This window comes from Paenibacillus sp. NPDC058898 (assembly GCF_049316025.1).
GTDB lineage: Bacteria > Bacillota > Bacilli > Paenibacillales > Paenibacillaceae > Paenibacillus_AQ.
The window spans coordinates 593,286-610,894 of sequence record NZ_JBMOSM010000004.1 but is presented as its reverse complement, the minus strand read 5'-3'; the positions used below and the strand labels follow the sequence as shown (position 1 = coordinate 610,894).

22 protein-coding genes are annotated in these 17,609 nt (G+C 49.2%); 2 read left to right on the top strand and 20 right to left on the bottom strand.

Annotated features, from left to right (window positions below):
* Positions 1-10: 10 nt before the first annotated feature.
* From accB to ACOZB4_RS14705, 15 genes are all read right to left on the bottom strand, one after another.
* The gene (gene accB / locus ACOZB4_RS14775) at positions 11-514 is read right to left on the bottom strand and encodes an acetyl-CoA carboxylase biotin carboxyl carrier protein (protein ID WP_379415050.1); all 504 of its coding nucleotides are present in this window, start codon (positions 512-514) and stop codon (positions 11-13) included.
* 169 nt (positions 515-683) lie between these two features.
* A complete protein-coding gene (locus tag ACOZB4_RS14770; protein ID WP_379415046.1) occupies positions 684-1,556 on the bottom strand; it encodes a SpoIIIAH-like family protein in 873 nt (290 codons plus the stop codon).
* Positions 1,557-1,621: 65 nt separating this feature from the next.
* On the bottom strand, positions 1,622-2,266 hold the full coding sequence (spoIIIAG, locus tag ACOZB4_RS14765; RefSeq protein WP_179090583.1) for a stage III sporulation protein AG: 645 nt from the start codon (positions 2,264-2,266) through the stop codon (positions 1,622-1,624).
* 14 nt (positions 2,267-2,280) lie between these two features.
* Complete coding sequence (gene spoIIIAF, locus ACOZB4_RS14760) at positions 2,281-3,003, bottom strand: stage III sporulation protein AF (RefSeq protein ID WP_379415044.1); 723 nt, start codon at positions 3,001-3,003, stop codon at positions 2,281-2,283.
* A 41-nt stretch (positions 3,004-3,044) separates the two neighbouring features.
* Entirely contained in the window at positions 3,045-4,196 is a 1,152-nt protein-coding gene (spoIIIAE, locus tag ACOZB4_RS14755) for a stage III sporulation protein AE (protein WP_372238780.1), read from the bottom strand.
* Positions 4,197-4,268: 72 nt separating this feature from the next.
* Positions 4,269-4,658, bottom strand: a complete 390-nt coding sequence (gene spoIIIAD / locus ACOZB4_RS14750) for a stage III sporulation protein AD (protein WP_071223846.1) — start codon at positions 4,656-4,658, stop codon at positions 4,269-4,271.
* A 10-nt stretch (positions 4,659-4,668) separates the two neighbouring features.
* Positions 4,669-4,872 carry a stage III sporulation protein AC gene (gene spoIIIAC, locus ACOZB4_RS14745; RefSeq protein ID WP_007129715.1) on the bottom strand — a complete coding sequence of 68 codons (204 nt, stop codon included), beginning with the start codon at positions 4,870-4,872 and terminating at the stop codon, positions 4,669-4,671.
* Between the two features lie 16 nt (positions 4,873-4,888).
* Positions 4,889-5,407, bottom strand: coding sequence for a stage III sporulation protein SpoIIIAB (gene spoIIIAB / locus ACOZB4_RS14740; protein ID WP_076320874.1), 519 nt, complete (start codon positions 5,405-5,407; stop codon positions 4,889-4,891).
* The gene (gene spoIIIAA, locus ACOZB4_RS14735; protein WP_076320873.1) at positions 5,400-6,398 is read right to left on the bottom strand and encodes a stage III sporulation protein AA; all 999 of its coding nucleotides are present in this window, start codon (positions 6,396-6,398) and stop codon (positions 5,400-5,402) included. The genes spoIIIAB and spoIIIAA overlap by 8 nt, the downstream gene beginning before the upstream one ends.
* Positions 6,399-6,496: 98 nt before the next feature.
* A complete protein-coding gene (locus ACOZB4_RS14730; protein ID WP_076320872.1) occupies positions 6,497-6,763 on the bottom strand; it encodes a YqhV family protein in 267 nt (88 codons plus the stop codon).
* 201 nt (positions 6,764-6,964) lie between these two features.
* Positions 6,965-8,218, bottom strand: coding sequence for an aspartate kinase (locus ACOZB4_RS14725; protein ID WP_076320871.1), 1,254 nt, complete (start codon positions 8,216-8,218; stop codon positions 6,965-6,967).
* A 241-nt stretch (positions 8,219-8,459) separates the two neighbouring features.
* Positions 8,460-9,017, bottom strand: coding sequence for an elongation factor P (efp, locus tag ACOZB4_RS14720; protein ID WP_379415039.1), 558 nt, complete (start codon positions 9,015-9,017; stop codon positions 8,460-8,462).
* Between the two features lie 91 nt (positions 9,018-9,108).
* Positions 9,109-10,179 carry a M24 family metallopeptidase gene (locus tag ACOZB4_RS14715; RefSeq protein WP_076320869.1) on the bottom strand — a complete coding sequence of 357 codons (1,071 nt, stop codon included), beginning with the start codon at positions 10,177-10,179 and terminating at the stop codon, positions 9,109-9,111.
* Between the two features lie 30 nt (positions 10,180-10,209).
* Complete coding sequence (gene aroQ, locus ACOZB4_RS14710; RefSeq protein WP_076320868.1) at positions 10,210-10,656, bottom strand: type II 3-dehydroquinate dehydratase; 447 nt, start codon at positions 10,654-10,656, stop codon at positions 10,210-10,212.
* A gap of 77 nt (positions 10,657-10,733) precedes the next feature.
* Positions 10,734-11,231 (bottom strand): YqhR family membrane protein, encoded by a 498-nt coding sequence (locus ACOZB4_RS14705; RefSeq protein ID WP_379415035.1) that lies wholly within the window; start codon positions 11,229-11,231, stop codon positions 10,734-10,736.
* 163 nt (positions 11,232-11,394) lie between these two features.
* Between ACOZB4_RS14705 and ACOZB4_RS14700 the strand changes: the two genes are divergently transcribed.
* Positions 11,395-12,387: a DUF1385 domain-containing protein gene (locus tag ACOZB4_RS14700; RefSeq protein ID WP_076320866.1), complete on the top strand. Its 993-nt coding sequence runs from the start codon at positions 11,395-11,397 to the stop codon at positions 12,385-12,387.
* Positions 12,388-12,393: 6 nt separating this feature from the next.
* Positions 12,394-12,726 (top strand): hypothetical protein, encoded by a 333-nt coding sequence (locus tag ACOZB4_RS14695; RefSeq protein WP_339272100.1) that lies wholly within the window; start codon positions 12,394-12,396, stop codon positions 12,724-12,726.
* Between the two features lie 48 nt (positions 12,727-12,774).
* Here the strand turns inward: ACOZB4_RS14695 and ACOZB4_RS14690 are convergent, their stop codons facing one another.
* The 5 genes from ACOZB4_RS14690 to ACOZB4_RS14670 form a co-directional block, all read right to left on the bottom strand.
* On the bottom strand, positions 12,775-13,698 hold the full coding sequence (locus ACOZB4_RS14690) for a patatin-like phospholipase family protein (RefSeq protein WP_379415031.1): 924 nt from the start codon (positions 13,696-13,698) through the stop codon (positions 12,775-12,777).
* A 78-nt stretch (positions 13,699-13,776) separates the two neighbouring features.
* Positions 13,777-15,336: a family 10 glycosylhydrolase gene (locus ACOZB4_RS14685; protein WP_379415026.1), complete on the bottom strand. Its 1,560-nt coding sequence runs from the start codon at positions 15,334-15,336 to the stop codon at positions 13,777-13,779.
* Between the two features lie 116 nt (positions 15,337-15,452).
* Positions 15,453-15,878, bottom strand: coding sequence for a transcriptional regulator MntR (mntR, locus tag ACOZB4_RS14680; protein ID WP_076320862.1), 426 nt, complete (start codon positions 15,876-15,878; stop codon positions 15,453-15,455).
* 152 nt (positions 15,879-16,030) lie between these two features.
* Positions 16,031-16,744 (bottom strand): cytochrome c biogenesis CcdA family protein, encoded by a 714-nt coding sequence (locus ACOZB4_RS14675; protein WP_076320861.1) that lies wholly within the window; start codon positions 16,742-16,744, stop codon positions 16,031-16,033.
* Positions 16,745-16,761: 17 nt separating this feature from the next.
* The gene (locus ACOZB4_RS14670) at positions 16,762-17,568 is read right to left on the bottom strand and encodes a metal ABC transporter permease (RefSeq protein WP_076320860.1); all 807 of its coding nucleotides are present in this window, start codon (positions 17,566-17,568) and stop codon (positions 16,762-16,764) included.
* Positions 17,569-17,609 lie beyond the last annotated feature (41 nt).

Below are 17,609 nucleotides of genomic sequence, written 5' to 3'. Positions count from 1 at the left end.
TCCCTCCATATTACTCCGGTTTCACCAGAAACAGAGGCTGCCCGAATTCTACAAGTTGACCGTTCTGTGCGAGAACCTCTACGATTTCGCCTTTGATCTCTGCTTCCAGTTCATTCATCAGCTTCATGGCCTCAATGATGCAGACCGTTGATTTATCAGTCACCTTGTCCCCGGGGCTGACAAATGGCCCAGCCTCAGGCGATGGGGAACGATAGAAAGTTCCTACCATCGGTGATACGATTTTATGTAATGAGCTTTTGCCATCCTCCACGGAATCCTGCTGTGGTGCAGCTGCAGGTGCCTGATTCCCCGTATTCGGCTGTACGATTTGTGGTGCCATCACTTGCTGTGCCGGTAGGAACGCTTGCGGCGCCGCCTGATAGTTGTTAACCACCTCGGCTGCATTGGGTTTCTTAATGGATAAGCGTGTACCTTCGCTCTCAATTTCCAGCTCATGCACGGATGTTTGATCCACCAGCTTAATAAGTTCCTTGATTTCGTTTAATTTAAACATTATCGACGTTCACTCCTTCACTTTCTTGGAAGCCCTTGCTTAGGACAGTCAGTCAATAGCTTAGAGTATTATATCACAATCGAGCGAAATAGAAAGAGCCCAAGGCAATCCTTAGACTCTTTCGGTTTTATAATATATCCGTGATTTATGTTGAAATCTGCGGACAAGCTTATGGCGCAACATATTGAACGGTTACTTTATCCGGCGAAACCTTCAGTTCCTTCATCACAAGACTCACGATGCCGGCTGCACCTTTGGCATCGAGTTTCTCACTCAGTACGACCACATTATACTTCTCGCTCTCTTCCTTCACAACGGCGTTTCCGTATTGCTGCTGAAGGGCTTCTTCGATGCTGAGAATCACTTCTTCTCTCGCTTCGGCCGATTTCAGCTGCTCGGTAGCTTGAGCTGTTTGCTCCGGCTTGTTTTCATGATTGTCGATCTTTGTCATTAACTCATCGTATAATTTCATATTTTTTTGTGAGCGGTCCAATTTATAGGACTCCAACTGGGCTGCTGCAGATGTTGCATTGGCAGCCACTTGCTCCAGCACTTCTTCATCCGATTTCTTACCGTTGCTGGTGCTGCTTGTGTCTTTGGAGTCCTTGGCGCCCTCTTTGTCTGTGCTGCTAGCGTCTTTGGAATTCTCGGCACCCTCTTGGGATTCCTTCACTTCCGGCTCTTCCGTTTTACCGGCTTCGCCACTTGCTTTTCCTTGATCCCCTTGCTTACCCTGTGTTGCTTCTGCAGAGTCTTCTGTACCGGCCGCACCTGTATCGCCTGTTGCAGTTCCTTGCTCATCGGCACCGGAATCACCGTCAGTACCTTCTTCAAGCACTTCGTTCACAACCAGCTCGTCGCCAGTGCCTGCGGTTCCGTTTGCTTCTTGTCCGGCACCTGGCTTCTGACCGTCCACTTGCGTGCTCTCGGCAACCGGCGGCGCTTTCGTTCCCGAATCGTCGGTGAATAAGTAGTAGGCTGACAGGATGACCATCAAACTGAGCATGGATACTAACCATATGGTTTGTCTTTTGTTATTCATTTGAACGTTTCCTCCTTTGAATGAAAACCTTGGCACGAATGATCGGATCATTCGAGAGGCTGCGGTTATTCCTGTTTACGCGGGACAACGGATATACGATAAGACGGGACATTGAGGCCTCGCTGGATCGCATCCACGATCAAGCTCTTAACAACATCATTCTCGGCTCCCTTGGCTACGACGAGCACCCCCCGGACTTGAGGTTTGATCTTCTTGGTGACGATCGGCGTTTCTTCTCCGGAAGATTCATAAGTTACAATCTGGCCATCACGCTGATAACTTGTGACATGGCGCTTACCTCCGTTAGCATCGGTTTCCTCCGTCAGTTCCTGTGTATCTTTCATGTCACGCTGGACGACCAATTCCTCTGTAGATTCCACAGTCACCATGACATCGACGGACCCAACCCCAACAATCTGTTCCAGCATGGTTTTAGTGCGCATTTCAAAATCCTGCTCGATACTTTCAAACTCACCCCCGCCGCTGGTTGAAGTCCCGCCTTGGGTCGTTGAGACCGCAGCCGTCTCCGGCGGCGGCTCGCGACCGATATTCTCATGATCCAGCTTCTTCACATTGACGAAGGAGTTGAACAGCATAATCGCAACGCCGATCAGACCCAGAATGATCAACCACCTGAAGGTTTGCATTTTTCTTGCTCCGCCAGCACCTCCGCCCAGCCATTGTTCCAACCGCTTCAACCAATTTCCCATCATACTCACCTCCGCTACAGCTTTTTATCCTGCTCCTGCCCTGGCATATAGATCGTAATCAGATCCGGCTCCAAATCCCACCGACGGCTAATGTATTTCCGAACCGGCTCTGCTCTTGCTTCCTCGGCCTTGCTCACTGCTTCTGCATTCGCTTTCGCCGCAGCCTTCCCATCCCGTTCCGATTGCATGGATTCAACATTCACCTGAACGGAATCCACAGGTTCTATGCCGATGGGTTGCTTATCATCGCTGTTCTCTACCTCTGCATTCTCCGATTCACCTCCAACCAGTCTTACATCAACAGATCGTATCGTAGCGCCTGCATATCCCTTGTCCTGCCTAGCAACTGCAGCCAGTACCACCTTGACCTCCTGAACCGCTTCCCCCGTTTCTGCCGAAATCTCTTCTTTCATCACCTGGGCCAATTCGTTGCCTGCCCACTGAAGGCTTTGACTCTGCTGCGTTTCCTTCAGCTTCTCGGCCTGTGCCAGAATATGCTCCAGTTGAACCTCCTCCGGCAGACCTTTCTCCTGCCGCTCCAGCTCCATCGCCAGTTGATTCTCAGGGGGATCCGTTATCAATGTGATAATCGGGCTAAGCAGCGTAAGCAGAATCAACAGGCTCAGGACTAATCTGGCGTATCGTTCAAGCGCTTTGCCGGGAAGTATCAAATCAACGAAGGCTGCAAAGAGAACTACCATGATGACGCTTTTCAACCAACCTCCAAGCCAGTCCATTCGTCATTCCTCCTAAAGATTAGCCGCCGCTATATTCTGCCTCACCTCATCATGACGGTAATGTTGCCTGCCGTGAGCAGAATCGTGATGGCCAGGAAGAACATCATACTGACTGCGGCCAAAGCTGTAAAAACATACAGCATCGTCTTTCCGATCGTCTGCAGGCAGGTGCCGATTGGGGTGTCTCCGAGCGGCTGCATGACGGCCGCTGCGACGTTATATATCAAGGCAAGCGTCAAGATCTTGATCGCAGGGAATGCGCAAAGGAACAAAATAATGATGACCCCTGCCAGCCCGATGGAATTCTTGACGAGTAATGAGGCCGAGATCACGGTATCCGTTGCATCTGCGAACATCTTGCCGACTACCGGAACGAAATTGCCGGTTACATATTTGGCTGCCCGGATCGTCACACCGTCCGTAACCGAGCTGGTAAGTCCTTGGACGGAGATAACCCCCAGAAACACGGTAAGCAGCACGCCCAGAACGCCCATTGAAACTCCTCGCAGCAGGTTGCCCAGCTGGGTCAGCTTGTACTTTTCGGATAGCGAACTTACCAGATGCAGCAGAGCCGAGAAGAACAGAAGCGGGAACACAATCGTGCTGATCAGCGTACCTACCGTATGTACCATGAAGATGACTAGCGGATGAGCCACCGAGACAGTCACGACATTGCCCATCGAAGCCATCAGTGCAAAGAGCAAGGGAAGCATCGCCATCATGAAATCGATCATTTGGGTAATGGCGTCCCGGGCATATCCAATCGCGATGCTGAAGCTGTTAACGGCAATGACCAGGACAACCATGTAACAGATGGTATAGGCAACCCGACTCACGGTGCTTTTTTCGAAGGCCGTCTGCAGATTCTCAAGGATCAGACTCATGATGCTCAGCATCACAATGGTCGCCAGCAGCTTGCCGTTATAAAGCACCTCGTGCCACAAATACTTTCCGATTCCGGACATAACCCCTTTGAAGCTAAGACCATCGCCGCCCGGCAGCAGCATATCCATCAGGGACGGCGTCTTTCCATCCGGGAAGAAACCGCCGTAATCCTTCATGAGCCGGTCCCAGTATTTCTCGACCTGGTCTGTCGGCAGCTGCTGCGTCTGCTGCTCTACCCACTCATCGGCCGGATTTGCCGCGGCGGTCGCACTTATTGTTCCGCAGAACAATCCGGACATAAACAACATCAGGATCAGTAGACGAAACACAGCCAAGCCATTTCGAAGTATAACTCCTGTAACCATGTCCCCCCACCTTTTTCAAGCCGGGAGGAGCTTCAGGACCGTCTCGATGATGATCCCGATAATCGGTACAGCGAGCACCAATATGAGCACTTTTCCCGCCAGTTCTATTTTGGATGCGATCGATTCCTGTCCGGCATCTCGTACGATCTGGGCCCCCATCTCCGCAATATAGGCAATACCGATGATTTTCAGAACGGTCTTCAGATAAATGATCTGGACACCGGAGTTCTCCGCCAAATCTTCCAGCATGGATAAGACATTTCCAATCTTCCCGATCAGGAACAGGAAGATGAGAAGTGAGGTTGCCACTGCCAGAAGAAAGGCAAAGAGCGGCTTCTGTTCCTTGACAACCAAGATCAGCACGGTAGCGATGATGCCCAGTCCTACCACCTGGATAATTTCCATATAAGTCCACCTACTGGAATAGAAAAATACTTTTGATTTCCTTAAGCAAATCGTCGAGCAATCTGACTACCATAAACAGCACAACCACAAACCCGATCAGGGTTACCCAATGTGCCATATCCTCTTTCCCCATCTGTTTCAGGACGGTATGAATCATGGCAATGATGATCCCGATACCGGCAATCTGGAAGATGGCGTTCACTTCAATGTTCATTTCCCTTGGCACCTCGCTAAAAGATCAAAATGACGATCAATGCTCCAATGAGCAGTCCCAGACTTTTGCTCATCTTTTCATATTTGACCTGGTCATCCCTTGCCGCTGCTTCTTCATGCTTGAGCTGTCCCACGGCCAGAGCGATATGTTTGATCTGGTCCTGCCTGTCACTGGTGCCAAGAACGCCGCTTAGCTGCTCCAACACCTCACGCTCGGCACTTTTCATTGATGTTCGCTTCCAGTATTCGCCCAGTGCCTTGCGGATGCTGTCCTGTGCGGATAACCCATAATCGGGTCTCATGTAAAGCGCGGCTGAGGCAAATAAGGATCTGAGCGGTTCACGAAGGGAATCGCCAATTCGCTCCAGCGCATCGGGTAGCGGCGTCAAACCGTAGCTGATCTCCGTTTCCAGCCGTTGAAGCGCGAGAATAAGTTCTCGCAGCTGCCTGGGTCTTGCTGCGAATTGCTGGGCCTGAAAAAATCCGGCTAAAGTTCCGGCTCCCAGCACAAGCACAGCCCCGACCAATTTAAGCATAGGCATCACCGCCCGGCGGACCGACTGCAGCCGTCTGAAGCGTTCGCTGACCTCCGTCATACAGCTTGTATGATCTTTGGTCGCTTGTTCTACTGAGAACGGCATACATTTCAAACATTCGGTTCTCCAAAAGACCGGCGAGTGCCGGTCGCCCCCGCATATCTTGTATGGATGAGCCATGTGCCGTTGCAATCACGCTAATTCCTGCATGCAAGGCTTCAATGACAGCTTCCGCATCCTCAGGCCGTCCGATCTCGTCCACAATCAGCACATCCGGGGACATTGAACGGATCATCATCATCATCCCTTCAGCTTTCGGACAACCATCCAGCACATCCGTACGCGGACCTACGTCGAATCCAGGGACTCCGCGCAAACAACCGGCGATTTCAGAACGTTCGTCGATGATGCCTACCTTCATTCCCGGCCAATGCACGGCCGAATTCCCCCACTTGCCGTAACTGATCTGCCTTGCCAGATCCCTGAGCAGCGTTGTTTTGCCCTGCTGAGGCGGGGATAAGATCAGCGAGTGCATCACCCTTTTCCGTTTCCGGTCAAGTAAATGCGGGATGATGTCATCCGCCGCTCCCTGAACCTCCTTGGCAATCCGGACATTAAATCCACTAATATCCCGAATGTGTTCAACCTTACCCCCGCTGAGCACCGTCCGGCCGGTGAGCCCGACCCGATGCCCCCCAGGTATCGTGATAAACCCTTTTCGCAATTCCTCTTCCATGGTGTAGAGGGAATGGTTACTGATTAGATCCAGCAACCGATGGGTATCTTCACGCGTCGGCTTATACGCTTCATCAGGCCGCAGTGTAAGCCCGCCCCGCCGGTCCAGAAAATGATGCTTGCCCGCCGAATTAATTTCCAGCGGACGTTCCTCCCGGATACGTACCTCCTCTACATGATTGAGAAGCTCATTCGACAGGCTCAGCAGCATTCGTTTTACGGTTTCGGGAAACAGGTCTAACCAATTCAATGTCATATCAATTTCCCCCAGGTTGTCCTTTTTGATCATCTTCTAATAAGAGAACTTCATATCCCATGTGTATGCTTGTACCTGAAAAATATGCAGCGAATCTATCATTTTTTTAGAACGCCGTATAAGAGACAGGAGACGCCGCACAAAATCCAGCCGATCTTCCCCCACGACAATTTATCTGCCATTCCCACAAGGCCAATCGTTGTTGTCAGAATCAGTACCAGCGGGCCCATGAAAGCCAGGGCCGAATTCACAGCCAGCGCTTTATCAACTTGGTTCAGACGCAGCATGATGATGGCCGCCACAATCTCGAGACTGCCAGAGAAAAAACGAAGCGTGGCCATACTAGCGACAAACTTGTCCAGCATGCTATATATCCTCCTTATTCCTTGTTCACATGTGTGATGTTTAAAAATATGCGAGGTACTCTCGTTTTATCTCTATTTTTTCAATTTCATAGAAGCGAACTTTGAATCTTTCGGACAACGCAAAAAATCCCGGCCGCTATGGACCGGGATTACTCTATTTAATATCGATATGATTGCAGAAAATGATTACATAAAAACAGGTTATCGCCGAACCTGCGGTCCGCCAACGGAAGCCTGCTGATCCGTATCCAATCCGTACGCGGTATGAAGCGCCTGTACGACACCTTCCAGATTGGTTCCTTCAATGACGCAGGATACTTTGATTTCGGACGTGCTGACCATTTTGATGCTGACCCCCTGCCGGGAGATGACATCAAACATTTGCGCGGCCACACCCGGGTGACTGACCATGCCAGCGCCAACAATCGATACTTTCACCAGATGATCTTCCGAGGTAACGTCACGATACGGAGTTTTGCTCCGGATTTGTTCAATAACTGACAACGCACGCTCCCGATCGGCCAAGGAAACGGTAAAGGAAAAGTCTGCTTCGCCGTTCTGCACACCGCTCTGTACGATAATATCAACATCAATCGCTTCTTTTGCAAGTTCTCCGAACACTTGAGCCAAAACGCCTGGCGTATCGGAAACGCCCAGAATACTAATTCTTACCACATTCTTGTCAAAGGCAATTCCGCTGACAACCACACCTTGTTCCATGCTTGTTTCCTCCTTAACAACCGTACCCTCGTTATGATTAAAGCTGGATCTGACGACAAGCTTGACTTGATTATGCTTCGCATACTCAACCGCACGCGGGTGAAGAACAGCTGCTCCAAGATTGGCTAACTCCAGCATCTCGTCATAGGAAATCTCCTTCAACTTCCGCGCACATTTAACAACCCGCGGATCCGTGGAGTAAATTCCGTCCACATCTGTATATATTTCGCATACATCCGCCTGGATGGCAGCCGCTAGAGCAACCGCCGTGGTATCTGATCCCCCGCGTCCAAACGTTGTAATCTCTCCGTCCTCAGACATTCCCTGGAATCCCGCTACAATGACGACATTCCCTTCGTCAAGCGCTTTAAACACGCGCTCTGGCATAATATCCGTAATGCGGGCTTTGCCATGGACAGCTTCCGTTCGGAACCCCGCCTGCCAGCCGGTAAAAGACTTTGCCTTGCGTCCGAGACCGTGAATGGCCATGGATAGCAGCGATATGGATATCTGTTCTCCCGTGGTCATCAGCATATCCATTTCCCGCGCCGGCGGATTCTCGTTCAACAGCTTTGCCTGGTCAATCAAATCGTCTGTCGTATCCCCCATAGCAGACACCACGACTACACATTGATGACCTTCATCTTGTTTCTCTACAATTCTTCTGGCAACACGCTTCATACGTTCTGTATCCCCTACAGAGCTGCCTCCGAATTTCATGACGTACAGTGACAATGCTTCTTTCACTCCCCACTAATATCAGTATGTAACAGCATTCAGGTGGTTTCTCACTTTAAAACAGTATAATACGAAAGTAAGTCATCCCGTCAAGGCTTTTCAAGGCAAAAAGAACTCGGGCTTACCGCATCGGCTTTCGCCCATCACAAAAAAGACTCCCGTACATACGTACAGGAGTCTCGTTGTTTAGAAGATATTGGCACCCCGTCAATCGTTGAAGGGTCCCGTTTAGAGCCTGCTATGCACGGGAGATGTATTTACCTTCGCGTGTATCGATCAGAAGCACATCGTCTTCATTAATGAACAGCGGAACTTGTACATTCAGGCCGGTTTCCACTTTCGCACTCTTCGTTGCGCCCGTAGCCGTGTTGCCTTTGATTCCCGGCTCGGTTTCAACAACTTTCAGCTCCACGCTGTTAGGCAGGTTGATCCCGAGGATTTCCCCTTGGTAGCTGATGATGTTTACATTCATGTTCTCTCTCAGGAAGTTCAGTTCCCATTCCAACTGCTCGTTAGTCAAGCTGAACTGATCGTAAGTTTCGTTATCCATGAATACATGCTCTTGACCGCTGGCGTAAAGATACTGTACACCACGATTGTCGATGATCGCGCGGCCAATCGTTTCACCTGCACGGAACGTCTTCTCTACGGTGTTGCCGTTGCGAAGGTTTTTCAATTTGGAACGTACGAAAGCTGCGCCTTTACCGGGCTTTACGTGCTGAAAATCCAAAACGGTGAATATATCGCCATCTACTTCTACGGTCAAACCTGTTTTAAAATCGTTAACTGAAATCACTAAGATTCCCTCCTAAGGATGCGGTCTAATTAATATAGTACATCATTTTCCTAAAGTACAAATTCAAAAAGCTATCTTTTTGAACAGCCTTTTATAGCACAGTGTAGTCTTTGGACGAGCTTGTTAGTATATGAATACCCGATTCCGTAATGACGATATCATCTTCAATTCGGACACCGCCAAGCCCAGGCAAGTAAATGCCCGGCTCCACCGTTACCACCATACCCGGCTTCAGCACATCATCACTCAGCTTGGACAGTCTCGGAGATTCATGAACCTCCATACCCAAACCATGCCCCGTGCTGTGTCCAAAATATTCCCCGTATCCATAACGGGTAATAATATCACGAGTTAAGGCGTCTGCCTCGCGTCCTGTCATACCAGGTTTAATATGATCCAGTGCATGAAGCTGTGCTTCCAGCACGATATCATAAATCTCCTTCAGTTTAGGATCAGGACTTCCGAGCGCAACGGTTCTTGTGAGATCAGAGCAGTATCCGTCAAGCAGCGCACCGAAATCAAACGTAACGAATTCGTTCCCTTGAATGACACGCTCGCTGGCAACGCCGTGCGGAAGAGCCGAACGCTCACCGGAAGCGACAATGGTATCAAAGGAAGACGCTGTGGCGCCATGCTTGCGCATGAACATTTCCATCTCCAGATCGATTTCCCGCTCCGTTTTGCCGGCAGCCAGAATGGTCAGCACATGGCTGAACGTTTGATCAGCCAAATCGGCAGCCCGCTGCATAATGCTCAATTCTTCCTCATCCTTGAATATCCGCAGATCCTCTACAAGACCCGAAACCGGCACCAGGCTAATTGGCGCGAGCTGTTCCGAATAGGTGGAAAATACGCCGTATGTAACATGGTCCTGTTCAAATCCAAGCGATGTAATCCCCTCGGAAGATAGCAAATCCTTGACCGTCTCCATAACTTTCGGTCCATGCTCAACCACTTGAAAGCCGACGGCTTGCTGTGGAGCTTGAGTCATATAGCGGAAATCCGTCAAGAGATAGGCATTATCCCGTGTGATCAGCACATAGCCGGCAGACCCGGTAAAGCCTGTCAAATATCTGCGGTTGATCGGGCTTGCAACCAGCATAGCCGTTACGCCTTTGCCTTGAAGTTTCTCGCGCAGTTTAACCACTCGTTTGTTACTCATTCTAACCTCTCCTCTCACCCATTTCCCAAGCTATCCTTCTGGGTCGTTCAGGACTTGCAAAAGGGCCGACAAGCCCAGTGTGTAACTCGCTGCGCCAAAACCCGCGATTTGTCCGACAGCAACAGGTGCGATGACGGAGGTATGACGAAATTCCTCCCTGGCATGAATGTTCGATAGATGAACTTCCACTGTCGGAATACGGGCAGAACTGATGGCATCACGTACAGCGTAGCTGTAGTGGGTCAGTGCTCCCGGGTTAAGTAGTATGCCGTCCGCCTGTCCAATAGCTTCATGAATACGGTCGATGATAGCACCCTCATGATTAGACTGATAGAAGGTAATACCGATACCGGCGAGATCCGCCTGTTTACGCAAATTATCTTCGATCGCCTGCAAGCTGAGTGAACCATAAATGCCCGGTTCACGGAAGCCGAGCAGGTTTAAGTTCGGTCCGTTTATCACCCATATGGATTTCATAGGGCTTCCCACCTTTTCGTCAAATAACCAAAAGCTATTTTACCATAGGCGGCATAGGGTTGAGAAGTTTTTATTGCTTAGCCTGTCACCTTCTTCGGTTCGCGCAGTTTCTCATCGGTGAATTCCTGCGCAATCGTATAACCGATAAATAGTCCCCATAATATAAAAATACAAACCTCTGAGATGTTTGTATCCCACGGCAGCTTCTTCACCGGGTCCGTCAGCCGAAGCCATGGATGGAGCGCGACGAACAACACCGCCCACCATATGATTCCGTAAGCAATACCGGGCCACGGGCCCTTCAGCTTCCTGAACAAGGTGACATAGATGAGGGAAGCGATGACGGAAAATGCGATAAAGGACAGCCAACCGGCGATTTGTCCGGCAGTCGTCTTTAGGAACTCATGCTTGAAGAATGGCTCCAGCAAAAAGCCCGGCAGCACCTTCGTGAATTTTAACCAGTAAAATATCCAGACCGCGCCCCCCCAAATCAGACCTGCGTAATAGCCCAGCTCCAGGGCAAACACAAATGGATTGGTGACTTGGTTCTGCTGTCGAAATTGATGTTCATGCATCTAATGATTCTCCTCTCTAAGTCATCGTACTATTGCTCTTACCCCGTTCTTCTCTGAAAGTAGTATGCTCCGCTTCCCTTACGGCTAATCCAACTAGAAATTACTTTCAAAATTCGATACAATAGTTCATAGAACGAAAAACATGTCAGGGAGGGTGAACTGGTTGTCCGATAAGTCAACCCCGATCAGCTATGGAGGCCAAGCTGTAATCGAAGGCGTTATGTTCGGCGGAAAGCATGTGAATGTGACGGCCGTACGGCGTAAAAATAACGAAATCAAGTTTCTCGAGGTGCCTCGCGAAGACAAGACATGGGTTCGGAAGCTGCGGAAGATTCCGCTTCTTCGCGGCATCGTCAGTCTCATAGATTCTACAATTAAGGGTTCCAAACATTTGAATTACTCTGCGGATGCATATGCTGACGATACCCTGGAGCCGGAAGAACGTGAGAAACAGAAGGAGAAAGAAGACTCAGGCTGGAGTTTAAGCATGATTATCGGTGTGGCCGCCGTCAGTGTGCTTTCCTTTGTATTCGGCAAGCTGCTGTTTACACTCGTTCCTGTTTTTGTAGAGGATTTCTTTTTTGGCAATACATTTGATCACTATATTGTGCATAACCTGATTGAAGGCGTAATTAAATTAATACTGCTCCTTGTATATTTATGGGCGATCTCCCAGACACCTGTCATTAAAAGACTGTTCCAGTACCACGGTGCTGAACACAAAGTCATCAGCGCATTTGAAGCTGGCGAAGAGTTGACGGTGAAGAATGTTCAGAAATATACACGACTGCATTATCGCTGCGGCAGCAGCTTCATGATGCTGACCATTGTTCTCGGTGTTGTCGTCTACTCGGTGGTGCCATGGGATACCATGACGCAACGGGTCATTCAAAGAATCGCGCTTCTTCCGGTCGTGCTTGGCGTTTCCTTTGAGTTTCTGAAACTTACCAATGCCATGCGAGACATGCCGGTACTCCGTTTCCTCGGTTATCCCGGTCTGTGGCTGCAGCTTCTAACGACGAAGGAACCTAATGATGATCAAGTTGAAGTATCCATCGCATCCTTTAACAGAATGCGTGAGTTAGATGCTCAATACGAGAATGTTACAGTTCACCAATCTGTGACAGGAAGTGTGCTGGATCCCGCGAAAGGGTGATAATCCATGAGAAGGCATGCGATCATTTTTTGGACGGCGATCACGTTAGCCGCCATAGGGCTACTGGTACTCCTGTTAGACCCTGGTTCAAGACTGAATATTTTGATTCCACTCATTATTGTTGCTGTCGTGTATGTGCTCTACAAGTTTCCGCCTCGCCGTTTGAACAAGCGGCCCAAGGTGAAGCCTTCTAAGCGAACGGCAGCAAAGTTGGCGGCAAAAAACAGCACCGTACGGAAGAGCAGTCCAACTGCAAAACGTAAACAGTACCCGTTTCAAGTGATCGATGGGCAAAAAGGAAAATCCGACCCATCCGATGATGTTCCTAAATATCACTAACAAGAAAACCGTCCAACCGCGCAAACTCATGCCGGTTGGACGGTTTTTTTAATGCTCGGATTTCCAGCGAGTGAAAAACATCGTACCTGCCGTTAATCCCGAATTGTACAAATTTTCGCTCTCTTCCTTGGTCAGATTAAAATGAGTGGTGCCAATGCCAAGCGTCGGAATTTTGATCGTTCGATTGCGATTTTGCTGTTCAATATAGCGTTCATCGTGAGCGGAAAGCATCGTCTCGAACACGGCGGTTAACATGCCGATCGGGCCATCGATCAGATGGGGCAAGTTACTATTCTTTCCGACCATCTGAAAGCCAAGCACTGGCAGCGGCTTAGGCCCTCCCTTCGACTCACGGTCAAAAAGCCATAACGGAAAGTTGCTCAGCAGCCCCCCATCCACGATATAAACAAACTGTTCTCCAAACGATTTGCCCTTGGCAGCCCTGCCCAATAAACGAAGAATGACGGGATCGAAAAAATACGGAATGCTGCAGCTCATGCGCACAGCCTTTGCCACGGGAAATGATGCAGGGTTTATGCCATATTGGCGAAGATCGTCTGGAAGCACCAGCAGCCTTCCATTCGTAATGTCGGAAGCCACAATATATAGTTTGCCTGCCGGGATGTCCGAAAAAGTAAATATCCCTTTGGCAAGCAGGATTTCCCGAATCCAGTTCTCAAGGGCTTCTCCGGAATACAGCCCCTTCTTAATTAACACCCGCAAGGCAGGACCGATCAACTTCGTGTTAAAGATCGGTGCTCGCTGGAGAAACGAATGAAACGGCGTCTCCTCAATGATGCGCTTGATCTCATCTGCTCGGTAACCTGCTGCCAGCACGGATGCCACGATGGATCCGGAGGACGTTCCTGCAACGCGGCTGAATTCCATGCCGGCATTCTCCGCCGCCTTGACAGCCCCGGCAAGCGAGATTCCCTTGACTCCCCCACCTTCAAATACCGCATTGATTTGCATATAAAATCCCCCGCCTCACATGGTCTAATGACTATGTATGAGCGCGGGGGATGTTTCATACCTATAGGACGTGCCGATTTATCTATAATATGATTGCAATTGATCTTTAATGCCTAACGGATTGTTTAAAATATTCTCTGCTCTAAAGAAAATGCTGCCTTTAACCTCGGCATAATTCTGATTATGCTTCAGTTGATTGATGATCTCCGATGCGCTCTGCCAACCAATCTCACTGGTTCCCAGTTTGTAGGGCGCATGACCGATCAAAAGGTCAACGCCGGTTCCTTGCACTTCACTAACCCACCAGTCAACCAGCTTATCATAATCGGCGGCAGGGTTACTCATGCTCCAGTAGATTTGCGGAGCTACGTAATCGATCCAGCCGTTCTGAATCCAGGCCCTCACATCGGCATACATGCTGTCATAAGCCGTCACACCCGCTTTTGTATCCGATCCCGTCTTATCCACGGATTGGTTACGCCATACGCCGAAAGGACTGATTCCGTATTCCACATTAGGTTTCACACGGTGTATGCTCTCTCCGAGCGTTTGCACAAATGCATTGATATTTCCTCGGCGCCAATCCGCAAGGCTGGAATAAGCACCTTGGTTATATTGGCGGTATGCCGCATCATCGTTGAAGACCGTATTGGATGGGTAGAAATAATCATCCAGGTGAATACCGTCAATATCGTATCCGTTCACGACCTCCATAATGGTATCGATGATATGCTGCCGAGCTTCCGGGATCCCTGGATTAATGTACAGCTGCTTACCTATGTTCACGATCCAATCCGGGTGGCTGAGCGCAACATGGGATGGATCGAGTGATGCTGTCAAAATATCGGTGTTTGCCCGGAAAGGATTGAACCATGCGTGGAACTCCATATTCCGTTTATGCGTTTCCTCGACCATGAAAGCTACCGGATCATACCCCGGATCAAGGCCTTGAATGCCTGTCAACACCTTGGACCATGGCACTATTGTTGAAGGATACAATGCATCGCCAGCCGGACGTACCTGCACGTACACGGTATTAATGCCCACTTCCTGGAGCGAATCCAGCAAGGCGATGTAAGATGCCTTTTGCTGTTCTGCGCTGGTCTTTGTTTTCGGCCAATCCAGATTGAACACCGTGGATATCCAGGCCCCTCTGACTTCATCCCCCGTGGATACCGGTGGTGGAAGAACGACGTCCGTGCCTGTCGTTAGCGAGATGCGCTGTGCCGCTTGGTTCCATTCAACTTGCACACCCAGGTTCTCGCTGATAAACCGCAGCGGCACCATAACCCGGCCGGTCTTAACTTCAACCGATGCATCCAGCGGTATGGATGAGCCGTTCACAAGCGCGGTTTTGCTGCCGGATGTCAATTGGAGGCTCGAACCGTCCATCCCGATCGTTACTGTCTTTAACTTCTGATTCCAGGCTACCGAAGCGCCCAGGCCTTCACTGATAATCCGCGTAGGGACCATGGTTACGTTAACCTTCGGCAATATGTAAGGAGATACGTCACTGTTTAAGGTTACGCCGTCCAACTGAATACTGATTGGAGCTGCCTTCGCTTGCGCAGTTGGGACCACCGACGGGAGACACAATAGTAACATAATGAGCACCAACAACCATCTACGAAGCTTCATTTCTATTAATCCTCCGAAAATATGAAATTTGCAGGTAATCTAACTTATTAGTATAACACTAGAAATATGACGATTCAGTTTAAAAAAACATCTGTCACAAGCGGACAGATGCCACATTACGATTCGTTGACTAATTCATTATGAACGTCACGCAAATCCTGAAGTCGATTCTCATCGCGCTTGAAATACTCCACAAGCGTCTCAATTCTCATAATGGAATCCCAGCTTAAATGATGCTCGATTCCCTCAACATCCCTATAAATATTTTCATCCTGTACACCTATCATCTCAAGGAATTCCTCAAGCAAATGATGACGTTCCATGAGCCGTTTGCCCATTTTTTTGCCTTTGCTGGTCAAAACCAAACCACGATATTTTTCATAGATCAAATATTCGTCTTTGTCCAGCTTTTGAATCATTTTCGTGACGGATGAGGGGTGAACCTCCAAGCCTTCGGCAATATCCGAAACGCGCGCATATCCTTTTTCGTCGATCAACTTGTAGATGCGCTCCAAATAATCCTCCATGCTAGGTGTCGGCATCTTATTCCCTCTTTTCTATAATTACATAACCCGTGCAAAAAACTGTTTTACCTGCACTAGTAATGATACATGTTTTTGAGACCGGTTGGCAAGTCCTGGTCCAATCCTATGCCAATAATGACTTATAAATTGGACCAGCCTTCCCCCCAGCTTTAGAATTTAAGCCACTCCGGCGTAATGCCTTGCAGCCAAATCGTAATTTTGTACATTTGATCCGTGAAGAGCAGAACCCCCATCAGAATCATCAAGATACCGCCGACCTTCATCAAGATGTTTGAATACTTCAGAATCCAACGGGTGGAGCCAATGAAAAAGGCCAGGATAAAAAACGGTACTGCAAACCCCAGAGAGTAAGAGGTAATCAGCGGGAACCAGGTTCCCGGATCGGAAGCTGCCAGTGCGATGATGGCCGTTAAAATCGGTCCGACACATGGCGACCAGCCTGCAGCAAACCCGATGCCAAACAGAAATGTTCCTATGTATCCGGTCGGTTTGGATTTAAAATTGAATTTCCGGTCCTTCATTAAAAACTTGGGCTGGAAAATACCAATCAGCATAAGTCCCATTACGATGATAAGCAGCGCGGACAGCTGACGGATCAGGTCCTGATATTCCGTGAAGAACTCCCCGAATAAGCCAGCACCCCAACCGAGGGTATAATAAACGGCAGAAAATCCAAGGATGAACGCGAGTGTATGCGTCATGGTCCGGAATCGGACTTCCTTGCGGTTCTGTTCGCTCTTCAGGTCATTGACCGACATGCCTGTAATAATAGATAAGTAGGACGGGTACAGCGGTAAACAGCATGGAGATATAAAAGAAGCAAAACCGGCAGCAAACGCGATGCCGATATTAATATCAGCCATTTTATTTCAGAACCCCCTTATGTCGTAAAGCCCTTTTTGCCGACAAGCGTAATGATAAGCAAGCTGATTAGCAGCAGCACGATAGTCGCGCCAGGTGCCAAATTAAATATGCCCGCAAGCATCAGTCCCCCGATAACGGCAATTTCGGAGATGATAACCGATAATACGATGGAGCTTCGGAAGCTTCTCGCCAGCAATAAACTGATCGCTACCGGAATCACCAACAATGCGGAGACCAGAAGCGCACCCACAATTTTGATGGCGGTGCTTACGACAAGCGCGGTCAGTACCGTAATGATCATGTTCATCATTTTGACAGGCAGGCCGCTGACACTGGCTGCATCCTCCTCGAAGCTGAGCAGGAAGAACTCCTTGAAGAACATAACCACAACCGCAATGACAACGACAGTTACACCGCCCACCATATAAATATCCGTGGAATCCAGCGTATAAATGCTGCCGAACAAATAACTCATAACATCCGTATTATAGCCCATTCCCAAGGTGAAAAACAGCGAAGCAAGCGCAACGCCGCCAGACATAATAATGGCGATTGACAGCTCGGCATAACTTTTATATGCCTTTCGCAGCTTCTCAATCGCAAACGAGGCCAGCACCGCAAACACAAGCCCTGCGGCAAGCGGATATACTTCGATCAGAAATCCGAGTGCCACACCCGCAATCGTGACGTGTGACAACGTATCGCCGATCATGGACAGCCTGCGCAGCACGAGGAATATCCCGATTAGCGGGGCTGTGATACCGATCAGAACTCCTCCGATCAGCGCCCGCTGAAAAAAATCGCTAAACAAAATATCAAGCAATGATAACGTCCCCTTCTCCTGCTTCAAAAAGTTTGTTTCTA

Bases quoted from the DNA above. Each gene is read 5' to 3' on its own strand.
- ACOZB4_RS14695 (WP_339272100.1), top strand. From the start codon at position 12,394: ATGAGAAGGCATGCGATCATTTTTTGGACGGCGATCACGTTAGCCGCC.
- spoIIIAA (WP_076320873.1), bottom strand. From the start codon at position 6,398: ATGACATTGAATTGGTTAGACCTGTTTCCCGAAACCGTAAAACGAATG.
- ACOZB4_RS14705 (WP_379415035.1), bottom strand. From the start codon at position 11,231: ATGCATGAACATCAATTTCGACAGCAGAACCAAGTCACCAATCCATTT.
- ACOZB4_RS14690 (WP_379415031.1), bottom strand. From the start codon at position 13,698: ATGCAAATCAATGCGGTATTTGAAGGTGGGGGAGTCAAGGGAATCTCG.
- spoIIIAD (WP_071223846.1), bottom strand. From the start codon at position 4,658: ATGGAAATTATCCAGGTGGTAGGACTGGGCATCATCGCTACCGTGCTG.
- mntR (WP_076320862.1), bottom strand. From the start codon at position 15,878: ATGCCGACACCTAGCATGGAGGATTATTTGGAGCGCATCTACAAGTTG.
- spoIIIAG (WP_179090583.1), bottom strand. From the start codon at position 2,266: ATGGGAAATTGGTTGAAGCGGTTGGAACAATGGCTGGGCGGAGGTGCT.
- spoIIIAB (WP_076320874.1), bottom strand. From the start codon at position 5,407: ATGCTTAAATTGGTCGGGGCTGTGCTTGTGCTGGGAGCCGGAACTTTA.
- ACOZB4_RS14675 (WP_076320861.1), bottom strand. From the start codon at position 16,744: ATGGCTGATATTAATATCGGCATCGCGTTTGCTGCCGGTTTTGCTTCT.
- aroQ (WP_076320868.1), bottom strand. From the start codon at position 10,656: ATGAAATCCATATGGGTGATAAACGGACCGAACTTAAACCTGCTCGGC.
- ACOZB4_RS14730 (WP_076320872.1), bottom strand. From the start codon at position 6,763: ATGCTGGACAAGTTTGTCGCTAGTATGGCCACGCTTCGTTTTTTCTCT.
- ACOZB4_RS14685 (WP_379415026.1), bottom strand. From the start codon at position 15,336: ATGAAGCTTCGTAGATGGTTGTTGGTGCTCATTATGTTACTATTGTGT.
- spoIIIAF (WP_379415044.1), bottom strand. From the start codon at position 3,003: ATGGACTGGCTTGGAGGTTGGTTGAAAAGCGTCATCATGGTAGTTCTC.
- accB (WP_379415050.1), bottom strand. From the start codon at position 514: ATGTTTAAATTAAACGAAATCAAGGAACTTATTAAGCTGGTGGATCAA.
- spoIIIAC (WP_007129715.1), bottom strand. From the start codon at position 4,872: ATGAACATTGAAGTGAACGCCATCTTCCAGATTGCCGGTATCGGGATC.
- ACOZB4_RS14715 (WP_076320869.1), bottom strand. From the start codon at position 10,179: ATGAGTAACAAACGAGTGGTTAAACTGCGCGAGAAACTTCAAGGCAAA.
- ACOZB4_RS14770 (WP_379415046.1), bottom strand. From the start codon at position 1,556: ATGAATAACAAAAGACAAACCATATGGTTAGTATCCATGCTCAGTTTG.
- spoIIIAE (WP_372238780.1), bottom strand. From the start codon at position 4,196: ATGTTGTTTATGTCCGGATTGTTCTGCGGAACAATAAGTGCGACCGCC.